Source organism: Exiguobacterium sp. s128 (genome assembly GCF_018618815.1).
Classification (GTDB): domain Bacteria; phylum Bacillota; class Bacilli; order Exiguobacteriales; family Exiguobacteriaceae; genus Exiguobacterium_A; species Exiguobacterium_A antarcticum.
The window spans coordinates 42,711-66,908 of the sequence record NZ_JACSMT010000013.1; the positions used below are offsets into that span (position 1 = coordinate 42,711).

General features: G+C 48.2%; 22 protein-coding genes, 1 pseudogene and 1 riboswitch. Of the genes and pseudogenes, 6 read left to right on the top strand and 17 right to left on the bottom strand.

Features of this window, described 5'->3' with window-relative positions:
* From KNQ13_RS07175 to KNQ13_RS07190, 4 genes are all read right to left on the bottom strand, one after another.
* Window positions 1-894 carry a hypothetical protein gene (locus tag KNQ13_RS07175; RefSeq protein ID WP_026830381.1) on the bottom strand — a complete coding sequence of 298 codons (894 nt, stop codon included), beginning with the start codon at window positions 892-894 and terminating at the stop codon, window positions 1-3.
* A gap of 100 nt (window positions 895-994) precedes the next feature.
* On the bottom strand, window positions 995-1,546 hold the full coding sequence (locus KNQ13_RS07180; protein ID WP_026830380.1) for a maltose acetyltransferase domain-containing protein: 552 nt from the start codon (window positions 1,544-1,546) through the stop codon (window positions 995-997).
* A 121-nt stretch (window positions 1,547-1,667) separates the two neighbouring features.
* A complete protein-coding gene (locus KNQ13_RS07185; protein WP_026830379.1) occupies window positions 1,668-2,552 on the bottom strand; it encodes an SDR family oxidoreductase in 885 nt (294 codons plus the stop codon).
* 226 nt (window positions 2,553-2,778) lie between these two features.
* The gene (locus KNQ13_RS07190) at window positions 2,779-4,131 is read right to left on the bottom strand and encodes an FAD-dependent oxidoreductase (protein ID WP_026830378.1); all 1,353 of its coding nucleotides are present in this window, start codon (window positions 4,129-4,131) and stop codon (window positions 2,779-2,781) included.
* 448 nt (window positions 4,132-4,579) lie between these two features.
* Between KNQ13_RS07190 and KNQ13_RS07195 the strand changes: the two genes are divergently transcribed.
* Together KNQ13_RS07195 and KNQ13_RS07200 are read left to right on the top strand one after the other, a co-directional pair.
* Entirely contained in the window at window positions 4,580-5,191 is a 612-nt protein-coding gene (locus KNQ13_RS07195; RefSeq protein WP_014971549.1) for a YitT family protein, read from the top strand.
* A 76-nt stretch (window positions 5,192-5,267) separates the two neighbouring features.
* The gene (locus KNQ13_RS07200; RefSeq protein WP_014971548.1) at window positions 5,268-5,828 is read left to right on the top strand and encodes a GNAT family N-acetyltransferase; all 561 of its coding nucleotides are present in this window, start codon (window positions 5,268-5,270) and stop codon (window positions 5,826-5,828) included.
* Window positions 5,829-6,267: 439 nt separating this feature from the next.
* Here KNQ13_RS07200 and KNQ13_RS07205 read toward each other — a convergent pair whose 3' ends face one another.
* The 9 genes from KNQ13_RS07205 to KNQ13_RS07245 form a co-directional block, all read right to left on the bottom strand.
* A complete protein-coding gene (locus tag KNQ13_RS07205; RefSeq protein ID WP_026830377.1) occupies window positions 6,268-7,662 on the bottom strand; it encodes a hypothetical protein in 1,395 nt (464 codons plus the stop codon).
* Window positions 7,659-8,576 carry an FTR1 family iron permease gene (locus tag KNQ13_RS07210; RefSeq protein ID WP_026830376.1) on the bottom strand — a complete coding sequence of 306 codons (918 nt, stop codon included), beginning with the start codon at window positions 8,574-8,576 and terminating at the stop codon, window positions 7,659-7,661. The genes KNQ13_RS07205 and KNQ13_RS07210 overlap by 4 nt, the downstream gene beginning before the upstream one ends.
* A gap of 12 nt (window positions 8,577-8,588) precedes the next feature.
* On the bottom strand, window positions 8,589-9,326 hold the full coding sequence (locus tag KNQ13_RS07215) for a hypothetical protein (protein ID WP_014971545.1): 738 nt from the start codon (window positions 9,324-9,326) through the stop codon (window positions 8,589-8,591).
* Window positions 9,323-10,054: a glycosyltransferase family 2 protein gene (locus KNQ13_RS07220; RefSeq protein ID WP_026830375.1), complete on the bottom strand. Its 732-nt coding sequence runs from the start codon at window positions 10,052-10,054 to the stop codon at window positions 9,323-9,325. Before KNQ13_RS07220 ends, KNQ13_RS07215 begins: the two co-directional genes overlap by 4 nt.
* Complete coding sequence (locus KNQ13_RS07225; RefSeq protein WP_026830374.1) at window positions 10,051-11,484, bottom strand: alkaline phosphatase family protein; 1,434 nt, start codon at window positions 11,482-11,484, stop codon at window positions 10,051-10,053. The genes KNQ13_RS07220 and KNQ13_RS07225 overlap by 4 nt, the downstream gene beginning before the upstream one ends.
* Window positions 11,485-11,489: 5 nt before the next feature.
* Window positions 11,490-12,347, bottom strand: coding sequence for a lysylphosphatidylglycerol synthase domain-containing protein (locus tag KNQ13_RS07230; RefSeq protein WP_026830373.1), 858 nt, complete (start codon window positions 12,345-12,347; stop codon window positions 11,490-11,492).
* Window positions 12,326-13,246 (bottom strand): NAD-dependent epimerase/dehydratase family protein, encoded by a 921-nt coding sequence (locus tag KNQ13_RS07235; protein ID WP_026830372.1) that lies wholly within the window; start codon window positions 13,244-13,246, stop codon window positions 12,326-12,328. The genes KNQ13_RS07230 and KNQ13_RS07235 overlap by 22 nt, the downstream gene beginning before the upstream one ends.
* A gap of 25 nt (window positions 13,247-13,271) precedes the next feature.
* Window positions 13,272-14,453, bottom strand: coding sequence for a hypothetical protein (locus KNQ13_RS07240; RefSeq protein ID WP_026830371.1), 1,182 nt, complete (start codon window positions 14,451-14,453; stop codon window positions 13,272-13,274).
* A 151-nt stretch (window positions 14,454-14,604) separates the two neighbouring features.
* A complete protein-coding gene (locus KNQ13_RS07245; protein WP_012371690.1) occupies window positions 14,605-15,132 on the bottom strand; it encodes a type III secretion system chaperone family protein in 528 nt (175 codons plus the stop codon).
* Window positions 15,133-15,341: 209 nt separating this feature from the next.
* On the opposite strand from KNQ13_RS07245, the gene KNQ13_RS07250 reads away from it, so the two are divergent.
* The 3 genes from KNQ13_RS07250 (at window position 15,342) to KNQ13_RS07260 (ending at window position 20,023) form a co-directional block, all read left to right on the top strand.
* Entirely contained in the window at window positions 15,342-17,789 is a 2,448-nt protein-coding gene (locus KNQ13_RS07250) for a CoA-disulfide reductase (RefSeq protein ID WP_026830370.1), read from the top strand.
* 207 nt (window positions 17,790-17,996) lie between these two features.
* Entirely contained in the window at window positions 17,997-19,442 is a 1,446-nt protein-coding gene (locus KNQ13_RS07255; RefSeq protein WP_014971538.1) for an alanine/glycine:cation symporter family protein, read from the top strand.
* 119 nt (window positions 19,443-19,561) lie between these two features.
* A complete protein-coding gene (locus tag KNQ13_RS07260) occupies window positions 19,562-20,023 on the top strand; it encodes a hypothetical protein (protein WP_026830368.1) in 462 nt (153 codons plus the stop codon).
* 68 nt (window positions 20,024-20,091) lie between these two features.
* On the opposite strand, the gene KNQ13_RS07265 is transcribed toward KNQ13_RS07260, so the two are convergent.
* On the bottom strand, window positions 20,092-20,904 hold the full coding sequence (locus KNQ13_RS07265) for an aldo/keto reductase (RefSeq protein ID WP_014971536.1): 813 nt from the start codon (window positions 20,902-20,904) through the stop codon (window positions 20,092-20,094).
* A 156-nt stretch (window positions 20,905-21,060) separates the two neighbouring features.
* Between KNQ13_RS07265 and KNQ13_RS07270 the strand changes: the two genes are divergently transcribed.
* Window positions 21,061-21,261 (top strand): hypothetical protein, encoded by a 201-nt coding sequence (locus KNQ13_RS07270; protein WP_014971535.1) that lies wholly within the window; start codon window positions 21,061-21,063, stop codon window positions 21,259-21,261.
* A gap of 48 nt (window positions 21,262-21,309) precedes the next feature.
* Here KNQ13_RS07270 and KNQ13_RS07275 read toward each other — a convergent pair whose 3' ends face one another.
* The 3 genes and pseudogenes from KNQ13_RS07275 to KNQ13_RS07285 all read right to left on the bottom strand — a co-directional run.
* Window positions 21,310-22,617 (bottom strand): Na+/H+ antiporter NhaC family protein, encoded by a 1,308-nt coding sequence (locus KNQ13_RS07275; RefSeq protein WP_014971534.1) that lies wholly within the window; start codon window positions 22,615-22,617, stop codon window positions 21,310-21,312.
* 81 nt (window positions 22,618-22,698) lie between these two features.
* A riboswitch (SAM riboswitch) is annotated at window positions 22,699-22,802 on the bottom strand.
* Window positions 22,803-22,870: 68 nt separating this feature from the next.
* The gene (locus tag KNQ13_RS07280; RefSeq protein ID WP_026830367.1) at window positions 22,871-23,836 is read right to left on the bottom strand and encodes a metal ABC transporter solute-binding protein, Zn/Mn family; all 966 of its coding nucleotides are present in this window, start codon (window positions 23,834-23,836) and stop codon (window positions 22,871-22,873) included.
* 236 nt (window positions 23,837-24,072) lie between these two features.
* A pseudogene (locus KNQ13_RS07285) lies at window positions 24,073-24,198 on the bottom strand (zinc ribbon domain-containing protein); the annotation flags it as partial.

The window sequence follows — 24,198 nt, forward strand, 5'->3', positions numbered from 1 at the left end:
TTACGACTGTTCGTCGATTTCTGTCACTTGCTTAGATCCGTTCAACTCAAGTTCGACTTGTGAATCAACCTGTACATCATTATCCTGTTCCATGTTTTGCGCACGTTCAAACGTCACGTTTTTACCGTTTTGTTCAATGACGACTTGTGTGTCCGTCACACGGACCAATGCACCACGGATGTCTTGGTCTTCAGCTGCATCGTCTTCTTGACGGTCATCGTTCCGGTCGTCTCGATCATTTGCATCTTCCCGGTCGAGCTCTCGGACGAGACCGTTTTGAGTCAGTTCAAGTTTGACGTTGTCACCGGCTTGCGCTTGGTCGATCTCTGCTCGCTCGATGAAACGGTACGTTTGATCCGAACCATTTTGAGTCAAAACGATTTGTTCATTGGACAGTTCTTTGACGACACCGGTGACTTCATTGCGGTCATCGTCGGATGAATCGTCATCTCGACCATCACGATCCTCTTCCCGTTCGAGTTCACGGACAAGACCATCTTGCGTGAGCTCAAGTTGAATCCAGTCACCAGCCTTAGCTTGTTCGATGTCAGCAGATGAGGCAAACGAATACGACTGATCCGAACCATTTTGTGTGAGTGTCACTGATGTATCAGATACTTCTTTTAACGTTCCTTCCACTTCTTGATCGTCCTCACGAAACGCGCTCGGAAGTGATTGTTTGACGTTGCTCGAGACTTTTGTCGAAGCCGCTTCGACTTTCTGTTCGACTTGCCCGGAAGTCGTGACCGTTGAATTGACGAGATTGTGTCCTGGACCGGTGAATAGTAAGAAGGCTCCGGCACCTGTTAACACCGTTCCTGTGATGGCGATTGAAGCGAGACCGCGTTTTACAAAATTCTTTTTTTGCTTATCCGTACGTTTTTCGTTTGTCATGATGATTTCCTCCTCAGTAGTGGTAGCTGCTTTTCTTATTCTTAGAATAGCGCCCGCAAGTGAGAGGAGACTGAGGATTAGATTAAAATTTGATGAGAAATCAAATCGGTTTGATGAAACGGGCCGGATTCCCGCCGACGACAGTGTTCGGAGCGACATCCTTGACGACGACACTTCCGGCCGCGATGACGGCATTGTCCCCGATCGTCACACCCGGAGTGATGACGGCACGTCCGCCGATCCAGACGTTGTTTCCAATGACGACCGGTTTTCCGAATTCATAACCGCTGTTGCGTTCAACTGGATCGAGCGGATGAGCCGCCGTATAGATGTGGACGCCCGGCGCAAGCATGCAGTTGTCGCCGATCGTAATCGGACAAATGTCGAGCAGGACACAATCATAATTGGCATAAAAGCGGGCACCGAGCGTGATGTTATAGCCATAATCACATTTAAAAGACGGTTCAATGTAGAAATCCGTTTGCTCCGTCTGGAACAGTTGCTGGAGGAGAAGTTTTCGAGCAGGTAACTCTTCGATGCCGAGTTGGTTGAATTGATGGCAAAGCTTCTGAGCGCGCTTTCGATCAGCGACAAGCTCGGCATCCCCAGCTAAATACAACTGGCCTTGAATCATCTTTTCTTTTTCTGTCACATGAATCATCTCCTAATTATATGTATACCTTCATTAGACTAAATCAGACCGGCAGAAGCAACTCATACAAAAAAACGATTTTGATGTCGCCATCAAAACCGCTTTTTACTCTAGCATTCAATTAAGCGAGTTCAATTCCGCCTGTGACACCATAAATTTGTGCCGTCACATAACTGGCGTCATCTGAAGCGAGGAACACATAAACGCCCGAAAGCTCGACCGGTTGTCCACTCCGTTTTAGTGGTGTGTCTTGTCCGAATTCCGGAATATTTTCGCTCGGTTGGCCACCTGAGATTTGTAGGGGCGTCCAAATTGGACCCGGTGCGACGGAATTGACACGGATGCCTTTTGGCGCAACTTGTTTCGCAAGTCCGCGTGTAAATCCGTTGATCGCAAACTTCGTAGATGCATAATCAAGCAGGTTTGCACTTGGATTGTATCCTTGGACCGAAGTCGTCGTGATAATTGAAGCTCCTTCTTTTAATAGCGGCAGAGCAGCTTTGACGACCCAGAACAGCGAAAAGACATTGATTTCATATGTTTTGCGAAGTTGTTCCGTCGACAGGTCCATGATGTCCTCGACGGCTTGTTGTTTGCCGGCGACAAGGGCAAGAATATCGATTCCGCCAAGTGATTCGTGTGCTTCTTTGACGAGTTGCTGACAGAATGTTTCATCACTGAGGTCGCCCGCCAGTAAGTATGCTTTTTGACCTGCTGCTTCGACAAGTGCTTTAACTTCTTCAGCGTCTTGTTGTTCTTCCGGTAGATAGTTGAGAAAAACATCTGCACCTTCACGTGCATAAGCAATGGCAGCTGCGCGCCCGATTCCGGAGTCGCCGCCTGTGATCAAGGCTTTTTTCCCTGTTAATTTGCCTGATCCTTTATAACTTTCTTCACCACAATCGGGGACCGGTTCCATTTTTGCCTGAACAGCCGGTGCATCCTGATATTGTTTTGGGAAATCATCGTTGAAATACTGTGTAAGCGGATTGTTAGACTGTGACATGAATTGATTCCTCCTAGATAATGGTTTCATTTGCATAAGTAATATCTTCCCTGTCAATTCACGTCTAAACGTCAATTGATTAATCAAGTGAAGTTTTCAGCAAATGGAAAAGGGTCTCCAACAAGGCTGTAGCAACAGATTGTAGGGGACGATTGCATGACAAATAAAAAAATCGAAGTCCACGTGTGTGAACTCCGATTTTTAAAAAGATTGAGTCATTGATTAATTAGACACGTTCCGATGTCAGTTCTTTCATCCCTTGCAAAGCCGCTTGATTCAGTAAGTTCCACGGTTTGTTGTAGTGCGGTTGGAAGAAGAAGTCGACGAAAGCGAGTTCCTCGAGTGTCATCTCGTTTTGAATCGCGACGGATAATGTGTTCATCGCTTGTGTCAGGTCGACTTTTGAGATGATCTGCGCACCCACGACACGATGTGTTCCTGTTTCGTAGACAAGTTTCAATTGGACATCTTCAGCTGTCGGCATGAATTCAGGACGATAGGCATCTTTGACCGTCGTACTTGCTACTTCAAGACCAAAGAAAGGAGCAGCATCTTCCGTCAGACCGGTCGAAGCGATATTTAAATCGTACAACCGAAGACCGGATGTGCCTTGTGTTCCTTGATAACGAATCGTTGGGGCAAGTAAGTTTTTTCCGACGAGTGTTCCCATCCGGACGGCATTTGTGGCAAGTGGAATATACGCGTATGTCCGGGCCGGATTGTAATAGACGGCACAGCTGTCACCGGCAGCGAAGATGTTGGGATTACTCGTCCGCATATAGTCGTCGACGATGATGGCACCGTTCGGCAACATGTCGATTTGTCCTTTTAACAATTCCGTACTTGGTCGGAAGCCGACACAGAGAATGACGAGATCCGTCTCAAACGTTCCTTTATCTGTGACGACTTGTGTGACGTTGCCATCGACACCTGTGAAACTTTGGACGGTTTGGTTCAGTTCGAGGCGGATTCCACGATCTGTCAATTCGGTTTCAATGATGTCCGTGAACGAACGATCCAGGTATTTATTTAAGATACGATCGGCACTATCGATGAACGTGACGTCTTTACCGTATGCCTCGAACGCTTCAACGAGTTCTGCTCCGATGTAACCCGCACCAACGACGGTGATCCGCTGGGCATCCGTTGCTTTTTTAATGATCGTTTGCGCATGGTGGTAGTTTTTACAGAGTTCGATTTGGTTGAGCTCGATGCCTGGTAACATCGGAATGATTGGCCAAGAACCGGTCGTCATGATCAATTTGTCATACGTATCGTGAACGGTCTCACCGGTGACAAGATCTTTAGCGAGAATCGTTTGGTTAGTACTATCGATTTCTAGGACATCATGTTTTAAGCGCATATCGGCACCTAGTTCAGCTAATTCGTCTGGTGAAGAGTAAAACAACGATTCAGCATGTTCGACGACACCGCCGACATGAAGCGCGATACCACAAGAAAGGAAAGACACGTTATCGTTTCGTTCGTAAACAGTGATGTCCAGTTGTTCGTGTTGGGAAGCCAATTCTTTGACTGCTGCTGTTCCTGCGTGTGTACATCCGATGACTGCTACTTTCATGAGTAAAGTCCCCTTTTTGTTTGTTTGTGATTAATATCACATTCATTTGATAGTCTTAGTGTATTACTTCACAATGTCGTTTTCAAGTACTTTGTTCAGCGTTGAGCATAATAATGTCTAAATTGTGAATGAGTGAGCAAAAGTGGATATTAGGATAGATGTATCCGTTCATCTGTATCGTTTCTGTTAAAAACGTGTAAAACTGTTTCAGTTTCTGAAGTTCGGGTTATAATAAAGTGGAGAACAAAAACGAAACGAAAGGGTGGAAACCGATGGATACCGAGAGGACAAATCATCTATTCAGCTTACCTGATTTTTAGCAGTGCCAATCTTCATGGAACAGGAAGGTAATGGCTTGAAAAAAATCAGGGAGAGCGAAAATAGATGAATACCCAAACGGAACAACTACACCCTCTCCCATTTAAGATACGGGAGAGGACACTAACACATGAAACGAATCATCACCATCTTAAGCGGGACGCTACTCATGGCATTCGGCTACTATACCTTGAATGAACAATTTGGCTTGGCAGAAGGCGGATTTATTGGTCTGTCGTTACTCGGACGTTATTTTTTTGACATCAATCCGTCCATTTCAATGATCGTGCTCGATATTCCATTTTTCATCGGCGCCTTGTATTTTAAAGGCAAACGGTTTGTCAGTGAAGCACTCGTATCAGCCGGAGCCCTCTCATTATTTTATGAGATGTGGTACCGTCTGGATCTGTTTCATTTTCCGGAACAGGCTTGGCCGGCAACACTGATTGCGGCTGTCGCCAGCGGAATCGTGACAGGATACGGTTTAGGACTTGTCTTGAAAAGTGGCGCAGCGACCGGAGGAGACGATCTCTTGTCGATGGGACTTAGTAAGTTGACGGGGTTATCAATCGGAACGATCTTATTTGGATTAGATGCCATCGTCCTCGTCATCTCACTCGTCTATTTACCGCTTAGTCTGACGTTATACACCTTACTTGCCGTTGCAATCGCAGGTCGTGTTGTTTCCGTCATGACACGTGAACCAGTCGTTGTACCGGTTCCAGTAGCTGAACTGAAATGAAATGAACAAATCCCTCCTGACGTCAGGAGGGATTTTGTTTTACGATAAAAGAGTGTAGAAGAAAGGGGCCAAATAAATGATTAGACAAGCAACTGCTAATGACGCGGATCAAATCGCACCGTTGATTGAACAGGCGATTCATGAAATTGCTGAAACGCTGACCGGAACACAGGAAAAGGAATTAATTTTGGAACGGCTCGCGCTGTTCGTTACGCAAACGGGAAACCGGCTCAGTCACGAGAATATTCTCGTCAAGGAACTCGACGGGCGTGTCGTCGGCATCGTCATCGCATACGCGGGAGTGGATGCGGCACAGTTGGATGAACCGATTAAACGTCAGCTGCTCGCGTGGACAGGACAAGAGGTGCAGATTGATCAAGAGACGGAAGGAAACGTCTTTTATCTGGATACGTTGTCGGTTGATGCGGCATATGGTGGAAAAGGAATTGGGTCTGAGCTGCTGCAGGCAGCGGCGGATGAAGGGGAACGGCGTGGATTACGGGCGTTTACGTTAAATGCCGATCAGACGAATGCTGGTGCGCAACGCCTGTATCGGCGTCTTGGATTCGTCCCGGTCAAGACGATTGAAATCAGTGGCGGACAATTTGATTATATGGAACGACCGTATGCAACTTGAATGATGAGGGAAGTACTTCGAATTCGGTTCAAGATTCGTTGATACGCAGACAAGACTTCGCTTTCCGCGGGCGAAACGTGAGCCTCCGCGTCGCCTGCGCGACTTACGGGGTCTCATCTGTTCCGCTTTTCCCGCAGGAGTCTTCGTCTTGTCTGCTTCTCAACGACGTTTTGTTAAGCTGTTAAGATCGACACATTAAGAACCTGGATTCAAAAAATCACTCGCTTCACGCGACTCCTACAGGAAAAAACGCAATCGACTTGCGCTGTCAGAGACAAATAAGACCCGATTTTCTGCCTCATGGAGGCAGGAAAACTGGCTTGTATCTCGCCTGAGGAAAGCGCATGGAAAAGAGTGGTTTTTTATGTTCACTTCAACTAATAAGTTGAGAAGTGATAATTTGCTAATCATCTGAAAAAAATAAGGAAAAACAGAATCTTTATCTCGGAACTTCTTCATTCAATTTCAACTTGTATAACCGCGCTTCCGCATCCTCCGGTTCGAACCGGGGATCGCTCGTAAAGCAGAAAACTTCCGTCACTTCGATCGATACATCTGCCGCCCGTAACCGTTCGAGCAATCGTCCGGTCAGGTAGACTCCCTGTGATTTTGGTTCCGCCCGCCATTTGCTGACGGATCCAATCGGGACGATCGTAGCGTCAGGACGCGCCATCAAAAACTGACGTTCTTCTTCATCCGTAAAGATGGTCGCGGACGCCGGTAAACCGGTAATGGCTTCCGCCAGCTGAATCGTAGCCGGTTTGGTAGTCGCTTGTTGATACAAAGCGGTACTTCCGATCAGCAATTGAATACATAAAAACGGAACGAGCCAACGGACCGACAGATGTCGAACGAGTAAAACCACAAGCAGTAAGACGAGTGGTAAGACATGCCGCGGTTTATCGATGTTTTGGGCAAACCAGACCCAGAGAAAATAACCGGCTCCTGTAACGCTCCACCAGAGCGGGAACGAACGGAAACGTTGGCAAAACAACAATCCCGATCCGAGACCAATCCAAGTGGCAAATCCAAGACCATGCCAAACCATTTGTTTGATTGTCAATCCAAGTCGTTCCAACAGGGTGGCTTCATCCGTTTGCGCCGTGCCTCCCCAGTCCGAGAAATGACCCGTCACGAAGCTGAGTGACAATTGGGCAAAGGAAGCTGGTCCGCCGACAGAGAAGGCGACCGGTAACAGCCAGGCGAGTTGGGCGAGGAGCAGGACTGCCATCTCTGACACCACTTGCCAAGCGTCACGCCGCACTTGCCACAGTAAAAACAAGAGGATGATCCCAAACGGTGCATAGGATAAGCGGGTCGCCATCAACAGTCCGAACAGGATATACGGCAGGAGACGGAAATGATGATGCCGGGCGCGTTCGACACTCCAGAGAAACCAACAAAGAACACCGAGTGCGAGACCGTCCGACATCCCGGTCGCGGACAAGACGACAAGGGAAGCCGTCGACACGACCGTAAAAGCAGCCAGCAGACGAACCGCATCGAATCGTCTGCGTTTGAACAGCAGGTACAGCGGAATCAGTCCACTGGCAAAGCCGAGCGTCGAGACAACGCCAAGGGCACGGACGGGATCAAGTCCGAGTCGTGCGAGCCCCGTCGCAAGCAAAATAAAAAACGGATACCCGGGGAAGTGCGGCTGTAAATTGGCTAAATCGTATTGTCCGACCGCTAAGGTGAAGTTTGCGATATCGTAGCTGGCAACGTAAGGGCTGACCCAATAGAGGCGTCCTGCGAGACAACCGAGTATCAGCAAGACAGCCATGAAAAAAAGCGATCGTCCACGTCGTTGTGGATGACCGCTTCGAACCGTCACGAGACCTCCTTCAGTTTCTTGACGGTTTTTGGCGCGCGATTTTGACGCATCAACATGAAGCCGGCGAAAGCGAAGTATCCCCACCAGGCGAAAACTTGTTCGATGGACGGATTATGACTGTAGCCGAACATCGCAGCCATGAACGTACCGATTTGACCGCTGATCAACGTCGTGTTGCCCGTATCCCGCAAATACTGGACCTGATCAATGTAGTGTTCCGGCATGAAGGCGACGATGTTGTAGAGGGCAGCCGGTGTACCGTCCGCATTCGTCAACAGACTGCCGAGTAAACCAAGATCTTGGAACCGGCCAATCGTCTGGACGAGCATGCCGGCAGCAATGAACAGAATCAAGACGCCGGTCACTTGGAAAAAGCGTTTGACGGGAATCTTCATCGTCCCAGAGACGAACAAGTAACCGAAGATCAAGGCGAGCAGGAGACCGGAGACGGCACCATAACTCGTTAAGACTTTTTCGATTTCTCCACCCGAGATGGCGGCGAAGAAGAAAACCGTTTCAATGCCTTCACGGACGATGACGAGGAACGAATGGACAATCATCGTGATCGCACTACCCGTCGAGACGGCAGCCGCGACTTTTGCTTGTGAGGCCTTCTGATTTTCCTTTGCTTCTTTGCCCATCCACAGCACCATGTGGGTCAAGAGGAAGACAGAGATGATCATGATCCCAAGACGTAAATACGTATCGCTGCCGAAACTGGCGAAACTCGTAAAGACGACTTGGAACAGGAAGGCGACACCTAAACTCGCGAGTAAGGCAAGTCCGACACCGGCGTAGACCCATTTTTTATATTGTGGTGCATTGAGCCGATCGAGGTAACCGAGAATCAAGCCGACGATCAAGACGGCTTCGAGACATTCGCGAAGAGTGATTAAAAACGCCTGAAAATCCATGTATCTTCCTCCTTATTGAGCGCGTCGTTTCTTACGCTGACCGATGATGACGATGACGATTAAGATGATGACGAGACTGATGGCGACCGTTTTCCAAATGTCATCCGTCCCAAAGGATTGACCGAAAATCGAATCCTCTTCATCGAAGACACCGGTCTTCTCCTCACCCGGCAAAACGAACAGCGGGGTGACCGTATCTTCAATCTGTTTAATGTTTTGATCAAATGTTTTTCGATCGCTTGCTTTTTTCCCGACCCCGAACAAACCGGGGTTTCCAAGAGCGGCAAGTGAATCATCAAAAGCAGTATACAATGAATCACTTGTCTTTGCACCCTCACTTTCCTTGACGTAAGGCGCAAGTACATCGTACGTGCCACGCGCTTTGGCAAGCAATAACTTCGCCTGTCCAAAATCATCGAATTGTTCCTGTGCGAAGTGAAGGCGACGTTCGATGTTTTGGCGCAGGGCGACCCGATAGGCTTGTTTTGCTGAATCGGCATCTTTCTCTGCTAAGGCTGCATCGATTTTGTCTTTTGCTTCCGGGAAATAGAGCGTAAACTCCTTGTCGTAGGCATCAATTGTTTCTCTGGCTAACGTGTAATCGTTTTGGTCGAGCTGTTCTTCAAACTGCTTATAGGCTTCCGCGAACGCTTCCTTTCCGGGATCGCCGTAGCTGTAGGCGAATGCCGGCAACGGGGTGATGATCAGGAACAAGAAGGCAATGACGGTGATGAAAAGCGGTTTTCTCATCCGAGATGCTCCTTTCGTTCAAAACGTTCTTCAGACGACAGTGGGACGATCGGGCGACGCCACTCCCGGTAAATCGCAGGGAGGACACGCTGGATATAATTCAAGCGAATAAAGGACTTTCCGGCTTCCCGCACACGGTAACGAATCGGGACTTCATGCAGCCGGAACCCTTTTCGAACAAGATTCAATGTCAGCACTTGGGCATAGTTATAGTCGTGGATGATTTCCGCGTGTTTACACGCCGCACGGGAAAAGGCACGCATGCCGCTTTGTCCATCGTAAATCCGACGTTTTAATAAGACACACTGTAACCAGGTAAAGACATGATTGCCGATATACCGATACAGGCGCATGCCGTCGACGGTTCCAAGAAAACGGGAACCAAACACGTAGTCTGCCTCGTCCAAAAGGATCGGCCGGACGACATCCGGAATCTGATCGGCCGGATATTCGTTATCCGCATCAATCATGACGGCGACAGTCGCCCCGTGTTGGTAAGACTGGCGAAGTCCTTCGCGGACGGCGGCACCTAAACCATGGTTGTGTTCAAAGCGGTAGACGATTGCTCCGTGTTGCCGGGCGATCTCGGACGTTGCATCGGTTGATCCGTCATCGATGACGATCGTTTCAACAGGAAGTCCATCGATGTTAGTCGGGATTCGTTTAAGCACAAGCGGTAAGGAAATTTCTTCGTTATGTGCCGGTAAAAAAACGACGATTTTTTTCATGAGGATTCCTCCTTAAAGGCTTCCGTAAGCAAGACACCCCGGCTGTCGTGCGGGATATCGGCACCAAGCAGCTTCGAAACAGTGGGTCCAAGTGACAGGATATGCCGGTGCGTATCCACTTTCAGACCGGCATGGATGTGTTTGCCGTACATCCAAAACGGAACAAACCGTTCGCCTTCATCGAGGTGACCATGACCGCCGATGCCGTCGGCTTGTCCATGATCCGCCATGACGATCAGTGTCGCATCGTCGAGCTTCCCGAGCCGATCGAGTTCCTCACAAAATTCAGCCAGTAAGGCGTCCGCTTCTTCGATTTTTTGGACATATTCGGAGTAAAGTGTTCCGCGGCTGTGCCCGGTCTGATCGGTCCCGATCAGTTGAATCGCCAGTAAGTCCGGATCTTCTTGGTGGACGATTTGTTTGGCCCGGTCGATGATGTTCCGATCCGCGACATCATTATGCATGACGGCTGTCACCGTGTGGACGTCCTTCGCACCAAACGCATCAACGAGATGAGCGATTCCGAGAATCTTACCGGTTTTCCCGACGTCGCGCAACCGGTCAAAGACAGTATCGGTTTTGACACCCGTCGTATTCCAGACCATGTTCGAATGGATCCCGTGTTCTTCCGGGCGGGCACCGGTGAACATCGAGCTGAAACAGACGACTGTTCGAGCCGGATAGACCGTCTCCATGTTCGTGTACTCGGTGCCTTCCTGCCGGAGGCGTTCGAGGAACGGCGTGTCTGCTGCCATGTACCGATCTTTTCGCATCCCGTCGACAATCAGGACATAGACTTTATTAGATGTCGGAATCGGTGCATCGACGGTCGTTTCGGTCGGGAGCTTTGGTTTCCAGTCAAACAGGTAATGATGCAAGATCCAAGCGAACACGAACAGCCCAAGTGGGAACCAAAGATAAGACCAGTCGAGGGTCTGTTCGATTGAGGCGGTTTGCCAATAGGCGAGTAACAGACCGACTTTCGGTAGTTGTTCTTGGGCATTCCCACTCGTCGAGTCACTGTTTTTGAGGACTAACTTCCAGAAACGAGTGAAGTTAAGCCAATCTGTCCCGATCCGGAGATGGTAATAAATCGTTCCCCAGAAAAAGACCGTAAAGAAGAAATAGAGACCTGCTCCATACGCGAACAAGGGGAGTAGTCGAGAGTCGGTACCTTCGATAAAGAACCAGACAATCAACGGAAGCCACAGGTAATTCCGTAGAAAGAGCGGGAAATCAAACTTCCAATATAAGAGCAGTAACGGAAGTGTCAGCAAAAAGCCAAAGCCAACACCACTTAAGGTCTGTTGGAACAACAAAGTGTAGCTGAGGAAAACACCGATCGTAAAAATGGGAGTGAACGGTTTTCCTTCATTCAATAAGTTCCACATGCGTGCAGCAATTTTTTCAAAACGGGAAGCACTTTTCATCAATGTCATCCTTTCTGATCGTGCTCCTTAAACTGGTTGAAGAGTTGTTTCACGATTTTGAAGTGTCGGACACCTACATAAAGAGGGGCCAAAAAGGCAAAAGCGTATTTAAAGACATGTGTCATCAAGGCAAGTTCATAGGGATGTGGAACATCCGCTAACTGCAAGACGGTCCCCATCGCAAGTTCATACGTCCCGAGTCCACCCGGCGTAAACTGGGCAATCCCGGATAAGACGCCCGCACTCATTGCGATTAGAACAATCGGAAAAGCGACGGTGACGTCAGCACCTTGAAAGAGGCAAAAAACAGCGCCGGCTTCACACATCCAAGCAAGTGCACCATAGCCGATCAACGGATAAATCGTTTTGATGAATCGACGGACCAGCAGTAGTGCGAGTAGACCGAGGATACAGGCGACCCCGGCCACCCATACCGTCTGTCCTAATAATAACCCGGTAGCGACGAAAAGACCGAGTACGGATAGGTCGATGCCGCGTTGGGCGACAAAAATCGCCGTTGTCCGTTTCATCGGACTACCGATGGCGCGTGCGGTCAGCAAACGCACTGCTTCCCCGAGTTTGACGGGGGAGAGGTGATTGATGGCGAGTCCCAGATAGAGACTCGTCAGATAGACCGCAGTGGGACCTGTTTTTTCATCGGCGTTTCGCCAAGCAAGCGCCCGTAAATAAAAGGCGAAAGCATAGGTGACGGTAGCGGCAACTGTCCAGGAAGATGTCAACAGGGTTTGGAGATCGTCGTAAACAACAGGCAGTTCCAGTCCAAAACGAACGAGTAAAAAAAGAGCTGCAAACGTCAGAAAGACGCCCGCAGCCCCACGTATCACAGGCGATCGAGATGCCATGTGATCATCCGTTCAATTCCATCAGCGAGCGTGACGGATGGAACATAACCGAACGTCTGCCTTGCCGCATCGGTGTTACTCCATGTCATTGAAACATCTCCCGCCCGTGCGGGAGCAAATGCTACCGGCACGTCAAACCGTTTACCGAGCATTGCTGCAACGTCTTGAACTGACTCCGGACGGTTGGCACCTAGATTGAAAATACCGGTTGCCTGTGCTTCCAGCGCTTGTTCCATTCCCCGTGTGATGTCGTCAATATAAGTGAAGTCTCGAACCGGTTTACCGAAAACCGTCAACGGTTGACCGTGTAAGGCGTGTTCGATGAACCGATACAGCGCCATATCCGGTCGGCCGTACGGACCATAGACAGTGAAGAAGCGGAAGATGCCGATTTGTAGACCGTACAGATTCTGATAGGCCTGACAAAATGTCTCAGCACTGTATTTCGCTGCCGCGTAGGGACTCATCACTTGTCCGGTTGCTTGATGTTCAACAAGTGCACCCGTCTGTTCACCGTAGACGGAGGATGAAGAAGCAAAAAACAGATGCGGAATGGAATGTGTGCGCGCTGCTTCAAGAACGGTCACTGTCATCGCGATATCATCCTCGATGTACCGGTGCGGTTCCGCCAACGAGCCGGGTACACCGGGCAAGGCGGCGAGATGAAACAGGGCGGCAAAGGAACGGGAGGCGCACCAAGTCGCCATATCCTCATGCACGTTCCCTTCAATGACCTCAATCCCGTGCTGTTGCAAAAGATGAGCCCGTTCCAGTTTCAGTTTAACGTCATAATAATCTGTGAAAGCATCGATGACACTAACGGTATGACCACTCGCTTGAAGGCGAAGCGCGAGGGCCGCTCCAATGAAACCTGCGCCACCTGTGATTCCAATTTGCATGTCGCGCCCCTCCATTTCCAGTCGTTTAGTTAAGCGGCTCTAAAGCGTCAATGACTTTCTTGCCTGTCTCTTCAGCTTTCACGTCGCCTTTTTCAACCATTGCATACCAGTCATTGGCGTCAGACAGCACTGTGCTGGCTTGTTCTTTTCCGAGACGACTCTCAAGTGTCGGTTTCATCGCAATGACGAACATGTTTGCTTCCATCGCTTCGACCCGTGCCGTATCAACATCTTTTTTCTCAAGTGCTTCTTGTGTTTCTTCGTGGTATCCGTCAATTTTTGCAGTTAATGCTTTGGCAAATAAGCTCTCCACTTCTTTGTACTTAATACCTTCAGGTTTTGTTTTTGAGAAATCATAAAGATCTTTTAGTTTAGTGACTGCTTCTTCATCTCCACCAGCCAGTGATTCCTCAATAGCAAGCAAGAAACCATATCCTTCGGCTTGCTCCATCTGTAATTCCTTCTCATCTGTACCTGCTTTAACGCCTTCTTCTACTTTTTGCGCATAACCGAGAGATGCAAGGTAGAACGACCGGTAGATTGATTTATCCGTTAGCTGTTTAGCCACGTTGAAATCGGCAGGCTTTTTCGCCGTGATCGCTTCTTCCTGTGCCGTCAACCCAGAATTGATGGCTTGAGCGATGGAGTCTTCGTTTTTAAAGCCGTAACTTGCATCCCGTTTTTCGGCAGTCGGGATGAAGACCGTTTCTGACATGTCTTTAATATCGTTCAGTGCAGCTGTCGCTTCGTCCGTTTTGCCGGCCGCAACGGCTTCTTCTGCTGTCGCTTGTGTTGATTTTTGGAGTTTATAGAAGTAAGACTGAATGCCTTTGTCGACAAGTTGACGGGCAACGTTCTCATCCAGTTCTTTTGATTCGACACCCGCCAATGCGGAACTGATGACTTCTTCGATTTCAGGAGCAGCGGTCGAGACGCCGCCTTTTAATTTTGAGTCATAACTCGTCGTAACCATTTTCCAGTCGATGGCTTGACCTTCTTTTGCTTTGTCGAGCTCCGCCTTGATAGAACTGAAAATCGTCAATTCATCTTTTAAAGTCGTTGCCGCAATACCGGCGTTGGTTTTCGTCTCCGATGTTTGCTCTGTTTTCTCTTTTTTCGGAGCCGTCGTCGTTTCTTCGCTGTTGCCACAAGCAGCAAGTAATCCTGCCGTAATGAAGAGTGATGCTACCTTAATTCGTTTTTTCATAATCGATTCCCCCAGAATATATAATTAGTTGATAAAATGATGTTGTTTTCACAAATCTAACTATAGCGAGAATAATTCTCATTGTCAATTGAACTTTAAAATGAAAAAAATGGCTCTCGAGAAGCCTCGGAAGCCATTTTAAGGTGATGTTTTACTGAACTTGGTCATACAGTTTCGTGAGATACGCAAATACTTCGTCAGAAGCTTGGAACATCATGACCGAGTGACCAAAGATCGCTGCCGGATTAAAGCCATGATCCAAGTCGATCGTCGAAGCAATCGTCACATCACGGTCGCTGTCGAGAACGACACGGAAGTATTTGAACTCTTGGTTAAAGTCGTTGATAGCATTTAAGATAGGTAAATCTTCGACACCGTCTGGTACATGTGTAATCGTCCGAGCGAACAATTCGACATCCGTTGCTGTTTTGCTGAAGACGATCATCATCATCGGTTCAGCACCAGATGGCGTTTTTTCTTGTGTCATGAAGAAGACATGTGTTTCGTTCTCACGTGCTTCCATCGGGATGCCTTTTTCGACTAAGAAAGCTTGGAACTCTTCCAGATACTGTTGCTGAACAGCTGTGACGCCGTTCTCATTTGTTTCTGGCTGACTGTTTTGGTTAATCGGTGTGACTTTGTTATCGTTCGTGTCTTTTGAGTTACGATCCTGGTCCATTTAAAAATCCCCCTTATAGATACTGTAATCTCAGTTTCAAGCATTTCAGATGGAATTGCAACTAATGTCCGTTATCCTCAAAGGAACATTTTCATTTTAAAGCAAGACATCTTTGTGAATGAACGAACAGATAACTTGAAAAGGTATACCTGAATGGGTATATTGGTACACATAGACAATAATGGATTCTACTCAAGGAGGAAGACAAGATGAAAACAATCATTGTAGGTGGAGTAGCAGGTGGGGCAACTGCAGCAGCACGATTACGTCGATTGGATGAAACGGCAGAAATCATTCTATTAGAGCGGGGTAAGGAAATTTCTTTTGCGAATTGTGGTCTACCGTATTATATCGGTGACGTCATTAAAGACCGAAATAAATTATTGGTTCAAACTCCTGAAGGCATGAACGCACGATTCAATCTGGATGTCCGGAATTTGTCTGAAGCAATCCGAATCAATCGTGAGCAAAAAACCGTAATCATTCGTAAAGTGGAGACGGGAGAAGAATATGAAGAAACATACGATCATCTAATCCTGTCACCAGGAGCAAAACCAATCCGGCCGGGCATCCCGGGGTTGACGGAAGCGACGAACGTCTTTACGTTACGGAATATCCCGGACACTGACAAGATGCGTCAATACGTCGACGAAACCCGTCCATCCCATGCGACGGTCATCGGTGGTGGGTTCATCGGTCTTGAGATGGCGGAGAACTTAGTCGAGCGCGGTGCACGTGTGACATTGATTGAGATGGCGGATCAAGTCATGGCACCCGTCGATCCGGAGATGGCTGCGATTGTGCATGAACATCTACGTGCCAAAGGGGTTGATCTGATTTTAGAGGATGGTGTGGAACGGTTTGAGCAAGCCGGTACACAGGTCGTGCTGACGAGTGGGAAAATCATTCAGACGGAGATGAACATCCTGTCGATCGGCGTCATGCCAGAAAGTAACTTGGCTTCAGATGCCGGACTTAAGCTCGGAATCAAACAAACGATTCAAGTCGACGAGACACTCCGGACTTCAGACCCTTCCATCTTTGCGATTGGTGACGCGATTGAAGTCAAAGACTATATTACGGGTGAACCGGTCCACGTTCCGCTTGCTTGGCCGGCGAACCGTCAAGGGCGTCTCGTCGCCGATATCATCACGGGTCGAGATGTCCGGTACACAGGGACACTCGGCACGGCTGTCGCAAAAGTGTTTGATTTGACGGTCGCTTCAACCGGCGTCAATGAAAAACGCCTTCGTCAGTCTGGACGCCGCTACGAAGCGGTTCATCTGCATCCGGGTTCCCACGCCGGTTATTATCCTGGTGCCAGTCCGATTTCGATGAAACTACTGTTTGATCCGGTCGATGGAACGATTTTTGGTGCACAAGCCATCGGGATGACGGGTGTCGAAAAACGAATTGACGTCCTAGCGACGGCAATTAAAGGCGGGCTGACGGTTCTTGATCTACCAGATCTTGAATTATCGTATGCCCCTCCTTATAGTTCAGCAAAGGATCCGGTCAATATGGCAGGATACATTGCCTCGAACATCGTGCTTGGGGACAGTGAAAACGTTCATTGGCATGAAATTGATCAGATTGTCGCAAATGGCGGACTGTTGCTAGATGTTCGGGAACCTTCCGAAAATGAACTCGGCTCGATTCCGGGATCTGTTAACATCTCGTTACCGACGTTGCGTCAGTCGCTGGATGAGTTGCCAAAAGATCAACCGATTTACGTGACCTGCCAAGTCGGATTACGTGGATATGTCGCGAGTCAATTGCTTAAGCAAAACGGATTTACTGTCAAAAACTTAAGTGGCGGTTACAAGACGTGGGCGACGGTACACCGTGACCGCGAAGCGAGAAGCCAAGTACGGGAGGAAACAGCTGTGACGATTACGAAAAGTGAGCCGAAACGAGCAACAAAAGAGCAGATTACGTTACTGGATACATGCGGTCTCCAATGCCCGGGCCCGATTGTGGAATTAAAAACGAAGATTGATCAACTGCAAGACGGCGATCAAGTTTTCATCAAAGCCTCGGATCCAGGATTCCTGCCGGATGTTCAGGCGTGGGCGCATAAACTGGGACACACTGTCCACACGGCGGAAATGAACAAGGGAATCGTCGAAGTCCTGCTCGAAAAAGGGAATACGACGACACAACCTGTCCAATCGACCGTCACGAAAGCAGATGATGCGACGATGGTCGTCTTCAGCGGCGAACTCGATAAAGCACTCGCTTCGTTCGTCATCGCGCAAGGCGCACAGGCGATGGGGAAACAAGTGACGATGTTCTTTACCTTCTGGGGACTCAATGTCATTCGAAAACCAGATGCACCGACCGTTGAGAAGGCACCGATGGAACGGATGATGGGCATGATGATGCCGAAACACGCCGGCGATCTGCCACTCTCGAACATGAATATGGGCGGGGCTGGTCAAAAAATGATGAAAAAAGTCATGAAGGACAAACAAGTGGATGCGCTTGAGACGATGATGGCGAAAGCGCAGGCCGCAGGAGTTCGGATGATTGCCTGCACGATGTCGATGGACATCATGGGAATCAAAAAAGAAGAGTTACTCGATGGCATCGATTACGGAGGTGTCGCGAGTTATCTAGGTGCGACGGACGACGCAAACTTGAATCTGTTCATCTAAGTATGATTGACACGACAAGCCTCAGTGGACTGGGGCTTGTTTTTTTATGTAAAACCTCACATCTGATGTGAGGTTTTACATAACTTATTCAAGGAAACTACAGAACAATAGATAAAATGAATTTGATTTTCTGAAATTATTTTCGTATCATAGAACACATGTGAAAAAAGGTTACATGAAAGAACTTATAAATAAGGGGGATCACCTGTGGAGAAACAACTAGTGGATTTAGTCGGCGGTATTAACGACTTATTGTGGTCAAGCGTCTTAATCATCCTGTTAGTCGGTTTAGGCATTTATTTTACGATTCGCATGGGCTTCGTCCAATTTCGGATGATTCCGGAAATGTTCCGGCTTCTATTCGAAGGAACGGATAAAGGAAAAGATGGGGTTTCACCTTTCCAGGCGTTTGCGATCAGTACGGCAGCACGTGTCGGAACGGGAAATATCGCTGGTGTCGCGACAGCGATTGCCCTGGGTGGCCCGGGTGCCGTCTTCTGGATGTGGTTGATTGCTTTAATTGGTTCGGCATCAGCGTTCGTTGAGAGTACACTGGCTCAAATCTATAAAGTACGTGATGAAAAAGCATGGCGTGGCGGTCCGGCGTATTACATGGAAAAAGCACTCGGACAACGTTGGTTAGGGATCGTCTTCAGTATCTTGATTACGATTTCCTTCGGATTCGTCTTCAACTCGGTTCAATCGAATACGATTTCGTTGTCGCTTCAAAGTCAGTATGGGATCGATAAGACATGGATCACAGTGGGACTTGTTGTATTGACCGCCCTTGTCATCTTCGGTGGTGTCCGGAGTATCGCGACGGTTTCGGCTTTCCTCGTGCCGATCATGGCGGGGGGCTATATTTTGATCGCCCTCTATATCATGGTGACGAATCTTGAAGTTTTACCAAGTGTTTTTGGTCTGATTTTCCAAGAAGGGTTACTTGAATTCAAAACGCTTGCGGGTGGAGCGATTGGGGCAGCTGTCCTCAACGGTATCCGTCGTGGTCTCTTCTCCAATGAAGCGGGCATGGGATCAGCGCCGAACGCTGCTGCGACGGCAGAAGTCTCACACCCGGTCAAACAAGGATTGATTCAATCGTTTGCTGTATTCGTCGATACCTTACTGGTATGTTCGTCGACTGCGATGATCGTTCTGATCAGCGGCGTCGCGACAAAAGATGCGAGCGGAGAACCTGTTGCTGGAATCGAATTGGCACAAGGCGCGTTGTCTTCTCAAGTCGGCTCGTTTGCGACAGGATTCATGGCGCTTGCCATCTTCTTGTTTGCCTTCAGTTCGATTGTCGGGAACTATTATTATGGTGAATCAAACATCAGCTTCATCAATGGCAATAAAAAGTTGATGACGATCTACCGTGTGATGGTTCTTGGGATGATCGTGTTTGGTTCGCTCGTTCAAACGGCAGGTCTTGTCTGGGCACTGGCCGACATATTCATGGGTCTGATGGCGATCGTCAACCTGTATGCGATTTTCCGATTATCTAAAATTGCGAAGTTGGCACTCGATGATTATTTGGCGCAACGAAAAAACGGGCAGGATCCTCGTTTCTATACAGATTCGATTCCGAATCTGCCGGGGAAAGAAACGCTCGAAGCGTGGCAGGACGATGATTCAAAAGAAAAAGCGATTTAATAGAGGAGGATCAGAGCAATCTGGTCCTCTTTTTTGTAGGGGAGATTTCCGGAATCATCATTAAAGAAGTCCGAAAATGGGAATACTTAAAAAGGATAACGATTGAAAGGAGGGGAAGGATGGAAAACGTACATTATGTCCGGGTTGCTGACGCGGTCTGGGATTCGTTTGGAAACGACCCGCATATCATCATGGACTGGATTTTATTCATTCATGAAACACAACCGGATCAGGAGCAATTGTTTGCGCTGGAAGAAACAGCAACGCTGTATCATGTGATGAGTCAAATTGATATCTTCATTGATCAAGAAACACATTATAATCTTGGACGGGCGATTGTTGGAGAAGAATTGATCGTCAACGAAGATCGTGCGGCGATCGTTGGTATCCTTCCCTTACCTTTACTCATCATCTCGACGGAAGTCATGCGTAATTTTGATCGGCAGGCACTGGAAGTGATCTATCAGGAAGTGGGGCGATCAGGAGATTTTGACGAAGTATGGGACCAGTTTGGTGACTTGCGTGCCTATTTCCGCAAAGCGGAAGAAGCAGAAGAAACGATTTTAATCTATTATGTCTAAAATAGATCCATGACAACGAAAACACGGACCCGACGATCGCCGGATCCGTGTATTTTTGATTGTAATGCTTAAAAGTCGATTTCATCTGGATCTGGTCCAAGACGGACATCCGTTGCCAGACGATCAATCTTCTCTAAATCATCTGCATCTAGTTGGAAATCAAACACATCGAAGTTTTCCGCAATCCGTTCTGGTGTGACTGATTTTGGAAGGGCGACGATTCCGTTATCCAGATGCCAACGTAACACGACTTGTGACGGAGACTTACCATGTTTTTCGGCAATTTCCTTAAAGTCGTTGATTTCAAGGAATTTCCCTTGCATGAGTGGACTCCATGCTTCAACTTGAATGCTGTTGTCCTGTAAGTACTCATGCAGTTCATGTTGCGGAAGTTGCGGATGGAGTTCCACCTGATTGATCATCGGTGTCATCAGTCCTTCTTCAGCAAGTGTATCGAGGTGGTGTTCTTTGAAGTTCGAAACACCAATCGCTTTGATTTTTCCTGCTTCGTACAGCTCGATCATGGCTTTCCATGCTTCGATATATCCTTCAACCGGCCAGTGAATGAGATAGAGATCCAGGTAATCCGTCTCTAGTCGTTCGAGTGACTCAGCGAAAGCTTCTTTTGTGCGTCCGGCACGAATATCATCGTTCCATACTTTAGACGTTAAGAAGAGATCTTCACGGTTCACGCCGCTTTCTTTGATTCCTTTAGCGACACCACGTTCGTTTTTATAGACGGCAGCCGTATCGATATGACGGTAACCGACACGAAGGGCTTCTGCGACGGCAGCCGGTGCTTCCGTCTCTTCGTCAACTTGCCAGACACCGAAACCGATTTGTGGAATCGTGATACCATTTGAAAGTTTTGTGTATTGCATGTGTATACTCCTCCTTCAATAAAACTAGAATATGGATTTGCTCGTTTAGTTTAGCATGAACGAGCAGGAACGTCTGTTTCAACGCTCAAAGCAGGAAATGAACGGTTAGAAAGAGAAAAAAGGGGGGTAAACCTTAAAAGAAATGAGGTGTAAATCATGGCACGATCCGTTAAAAACGTACCAAAAGGCGTTTGGGCGGGCATTGCGGCACTACTGGGTGCTCAAGCGACCTTCCTGTTCCTCGGTGCCCGCAAGACTGGGCGTAATCCGTGGGTCTGGGGTGGAGCAGGACTCGTTCAGTTCCCACTTCCAGCCATCGCGTATTTCATTCTAAACCGTCAAAATCAGAAAAAATAACTGAAAAACAAGTCCGGTCGCGTTGCAGGCGGCCGGACTTGTTTGTTTTTACGAAACGTTTTTCTTTTGCGTAGCAGATGTCTTACGACGCGGGAACCCGAAGACAATGGCAAGCGACCCGCAGATGAAAAGAAGGAACGGATAAAACAGATACGGAATCAGCTCTGGTGAAGCGGTTTTTGTCAGTTCAGCGGCAATCAGCAATTGGGCACCATAAGGGATGATCCCTTGAATGCCGCAAGAGAAGATGTCGAGAATACTGGCTGACTTCTTCCGGTCGATGTCATACGTATCCGCAATCTCGGCGGCGAGTGGACCGGCAACAAGGATCGAAATCGTATTGTTGGCTGTCGCAAGGTTCGTTGCACTGACGAGTGCGGCCATGCTGAACTCTGCTCCACGACGTTGCGTGATTTTTTGAGTCAGTGTTTCTTTCAGATAAGCAATCCCGCCATTAAACGTGATCAAGCTGACGAGACCACCCATCAGTAACGTCAAGATTGAAATTTCAGCCATTCCCATCAATCCTTCTGACATCGACAGGACAAATCCACTCAATCCAAAACTCCCATCGAGCATACCAATGATCCCGGTCAGTAAGGCTCCACCGAGTAAGACAAGGATGACATTGACACCAAACAAGGCGAGGATGATGACAGACAGATACGGAATCAATTTGTAAAACTCAAACGCTTTAGCCTCGACGACATCTCCGGCACCTGAGACGAATGCTAAGATGATGACGGTCAGAATCGCCGCGGGAAGGACGATCAGGAAGTTCGTCCGGAATTTATCACGCATGTTGGTTTTCTGCGTCCGGACTGCGGCGATCGTTGTATCGGAAATGAACGACAAGTTATCGCCGAACATCGCTCCACCGACAACAGCTGCCGCAGCAATCGCGACATTGACACCGGTTGCTTCATGAATACCGAGTGCAATCGGTGCGAGTGCCGCAATCGTACCGGTTGAAGTCCCCATTGCCATCGAGATGAAGGCGGCAATGATGAACAAACCGCTCATTAAGAGCGACGGTGGTAAAAACGTAAGCGCGGCATTGACCGTCGCATCAATCGCACCAATCGCATCAGCCGTTCCGGAAAATGCACCGGCAAGTAAGAAAATAAAGACCATGATCATGATGTCCGGATTCCCGGCACCCGTCGCAATCCGTTCAACGGTTTGATTGATACTACCTTTTGTTGTTACGGCGGCAAACACCAAGGCAATCAGAGCTGCAATCAAAATCGGGAACTTGTAAAAATCATCATAAAAGATACCGGCACCGATAAAGAGGACCAAAAAGACAAGTAATGGTAGAAGGGCCCACTTGTTTGGTGTAATCGTCTCGTTCATTGTCTATCACTCCTTTTCTGCATCTGCAAAAAAAAGACCCCTTCGCAAGAAAGAAGGAGGTCTTTACTGAAAAAGACGCTCTTCTTATCTCTCAAGCCGTAGCTTGCTGGATTTGGCACAGTACGAATCAATCGTCCGCTGCCGAAACATCATTGGGCCAGTCCCTCCGTCTCTCGCGATAAAAAGAAGTCATTTAATTGTCTGAAACACGTTTTCTACCGTAACGTATCTTTTAATGCATGTCAACAGTACTTCACTGCAGTGCTTTTTTTAGTGTCGTCACATTTTCATTCATCAAGTCAAAATAAGACGCATCCTGCTGTGCTTTCGTGACGGACTCCAAGTTGTGAATCGTAATCGCTTCAGCGCCAATTTCCTGCTGAATGACACGGGCGACTTTTGGTGAAACCGTCTCTTCAAAGGCAATATACTTCAAGTCATGTAACTCCGCTTCCTTGACGAGTGCCGCCAGTTGTTTTTGGGAAGGCTCGTCCGATGGAGAAATCCCGGCGATCGGTAATTGGGAGAACCCATACCGTTCAGCCAAGTAGCCATAAGCGGCGTGCGTGACGAGCAGTTCTTTTTTAGATCCGGCGTCAACGGCTTGCTGTAAGTTTTGGTCGAGCGTGTCGGCTTGTTTATTAAATGCCGCCAGATTTTTTTCGAACGTTGCTTTTTTATCCGGTACTTCTTTTGCGAGTGCGGTCGTGATCGACTCTGCCATCAATTTGGCATTGTTTGGATCGAGCCAGACGTGTGGATCATATTTTCCATGATCCTGCTCCTCTTCCGCATGTTCGTCATCATGTCCTTTTTCCTCGTGGTCATGAAGCGTTGCGCTTGCTTCGAGGAGATCGATGCCTTTACTCGTCTCGATGAAGCGAACATCATTTCCTTTAAGGCTCGCTTTGATTTTTTCCGAATACGGCTCAAGCGTGGTACCCGTTAAAAGGAACAGGTCGCCTTTGGCGATTGCCGTCAGTTGTTTAGAAGTCGGCTCATAGGAGTGGGGATCGGCACCAGGTGGGACGATCATTTCGACGTTGACGTCGGAACCACCGATTTCTTTGGCGATTGCCGCCGTTGCGAACGTTGACGTATACAGTTGCAGCCGATCGTCCGCAGCACCTTGATTGGAATCGGAGTCGGATGATCCGCAGGCAGTTAGGAACGTTGCACCGGTTAAGGCGATAGTTAAGGCAGGGATGAACTTTTTCATATGAATAAAACCTCCAGGAAGTATTAAAACGTAATTATTCCGATTTGAACCTTTTCACTATAACGAATCAAAAACGAAGCGTCAAGCTTGACACTCCCACGGCTAAAGCCGCAAGCTCCCCCTTCGGGATGAGTGGGATTCTGAAGTGCTTGTGCGAGCGCAGTCCATTTCTGTTTTGCTCAAGCCTTCAGATGAGGGTGTGCCATCACCCCTCCTGAGACAGACCCTAAAGGTTCTCAGGCTGATTGACTATTACCATCAACCACAGGTGCATATCTAATATTCATCGCACCGACTAAATCTCTGTGCTTTTTGAATCCACATGGACAAAAATAGGTTCGATCTTTCGCTTTGTTTCTTTT

What these genes read in the sequence shown, in the direction of transcription:
- KNQ13_RS07175 (WP_026830381.1), bottom strand. Translation starts at nt 894, where the DNA reads ATGACAAACGAAAAACGTACGGATAAGCAAAAAAAGAATTTTGTAAAA.
- KNQ13_RS07185 (WP_026830379.1), bottom strand. Translation starts at nt 2,552, where the DNA reads ATGTCACAGTCTAACAATCCGCTTACACAGTATTTCAACGATGATTTC.
- KNQ13_RS07190 (WP_026830378.1), bottom strand. Translation starts at nt 4,131, where the DNA reads ATGAAAGTAGCAGTCATCGGATGTACACACGCAGGAACAGCAGCAGTC.
- KNQ13_RS07195 (WP_014971549.1), top strand. Translation starts at nt 4,580, where the DNA reads ATGAAACGAATCATCACCATCTTAAGCGGGACGCTACTCATGGCATTC.
- KNQ13_RS07200 (WP_014971548.1), top strand. Translation starts at nt 5,268, where the DNA reads ATGATTAGACAAGCAACTGCTAATGACGCGGATCAAATCGCACCGTTG.
- KNQ13_RS07210 (WP_026830376.1), bottom strand. Translation starts at nt 8,576, where the DNA reads ATGGATTTTCAGGCGTTTTTAATCACTCTTCGCGAATGTCTCGAAGCC.
- KNQ13_RS07215 (WP_014971545.1), bottom strand. Translation starts at nt 9,326, where the DNA reads ATGAGAAAACCGCTTTTCATCACCGTCATTGCCTTCTTGTTCCTGATC.
- KNQ13_RS07220 (WP_026830375.1), bottom strand. Translation starts at nt 10,054, where the DNA reads ATGAAAAAAATCGTCGTTTTTTTACCGGCACATAACGAAGAAATTTCC.
- KNQ13_RS07225 (WP_026830374.1), bottom strand. Translation starts at nt 11,484, where the DNA reads ATGAAAAGTGCTTCCCGTTTTGAAAAAATTGCTGCACGCATGTGGAAC.
- KNQ13_RS07230 (WP_026830373.1), bottom strand. Translation starts at nt 12,347, where the DNA reads ATGGCATCTCGATCGCCTGTGATACGTGGGGCTGCGGGCGTCTTTCTG.
- KNQ13_RS07235 (WP_026830372.1), bottom strand. Translation starts at nt 13,246, where the DNA reads ATGCAAATTGGAATCACAGGTGGCGCAGGTTTCATTGGAGCGGCCCTC.
- KNQ13_RS07240 (WP_026830371.1), bottom strand. Translation starts at nt 14,453, where the DNA reads ATGAAAAAACGAATTAAGGTAGCATCACTCTTCATTACGGCAGGATTA.
- KNQ13_RS07245 (WP_012371690.1), bottom strand. Translation starts at nt 15,132, where the DNA reads ATGGACCAGGATCGTAACTCAAAAGACACGAACGATAACAAAGTCACA.
- KNQ13_RS07250 (WP_026830370.1), top strand. Translation starts at nt 15,342, where the DNA reads ATGAAAACAATCATTGTAGGTGGAGTAGCAGGTGGGGCAACTGCAGCA.
- KNQ13_RS07260 (WP_026830368.1), top strand. Translation starts at nt 19,562, where the DNA reads ATGGAAAACGTACATTATGTCCGGGTTGCTGACGCGGTCTGGGATTCG.
- KNQ13_RS07265 (WP_014971536.1), bottom strand. Translation starts at nt 20,904, where the DNA reads ATGCAATACACAAAACTTTCAAATGGTATCACGATTCCACAAATCGGT.
- KNQ13_RS07270 (WP_014971535.1), top strand. Translation starts at nt 21,061, where the DNA reads ATGGCACGATCCGTTAAAAACGTACCAAAAGGCGTTTGGGCGGGCATT.
- KNQ13_RS07275 (WP_014971534.1), bottom strand. Translation starts at nt 22,617, where the DNA reads ATGAACGAGACGATTACACCAAACAAGTGGGCCCTTCTACCATTACTT.
- KNQ13_RS07280 (WP_026830367.1), bottom strand. Translation starts at nt 23,836, where the DNA reads ATGAAAAAGTTCATCCCTGCCTTAACTATCGCCTTAACCGGTGCAACG.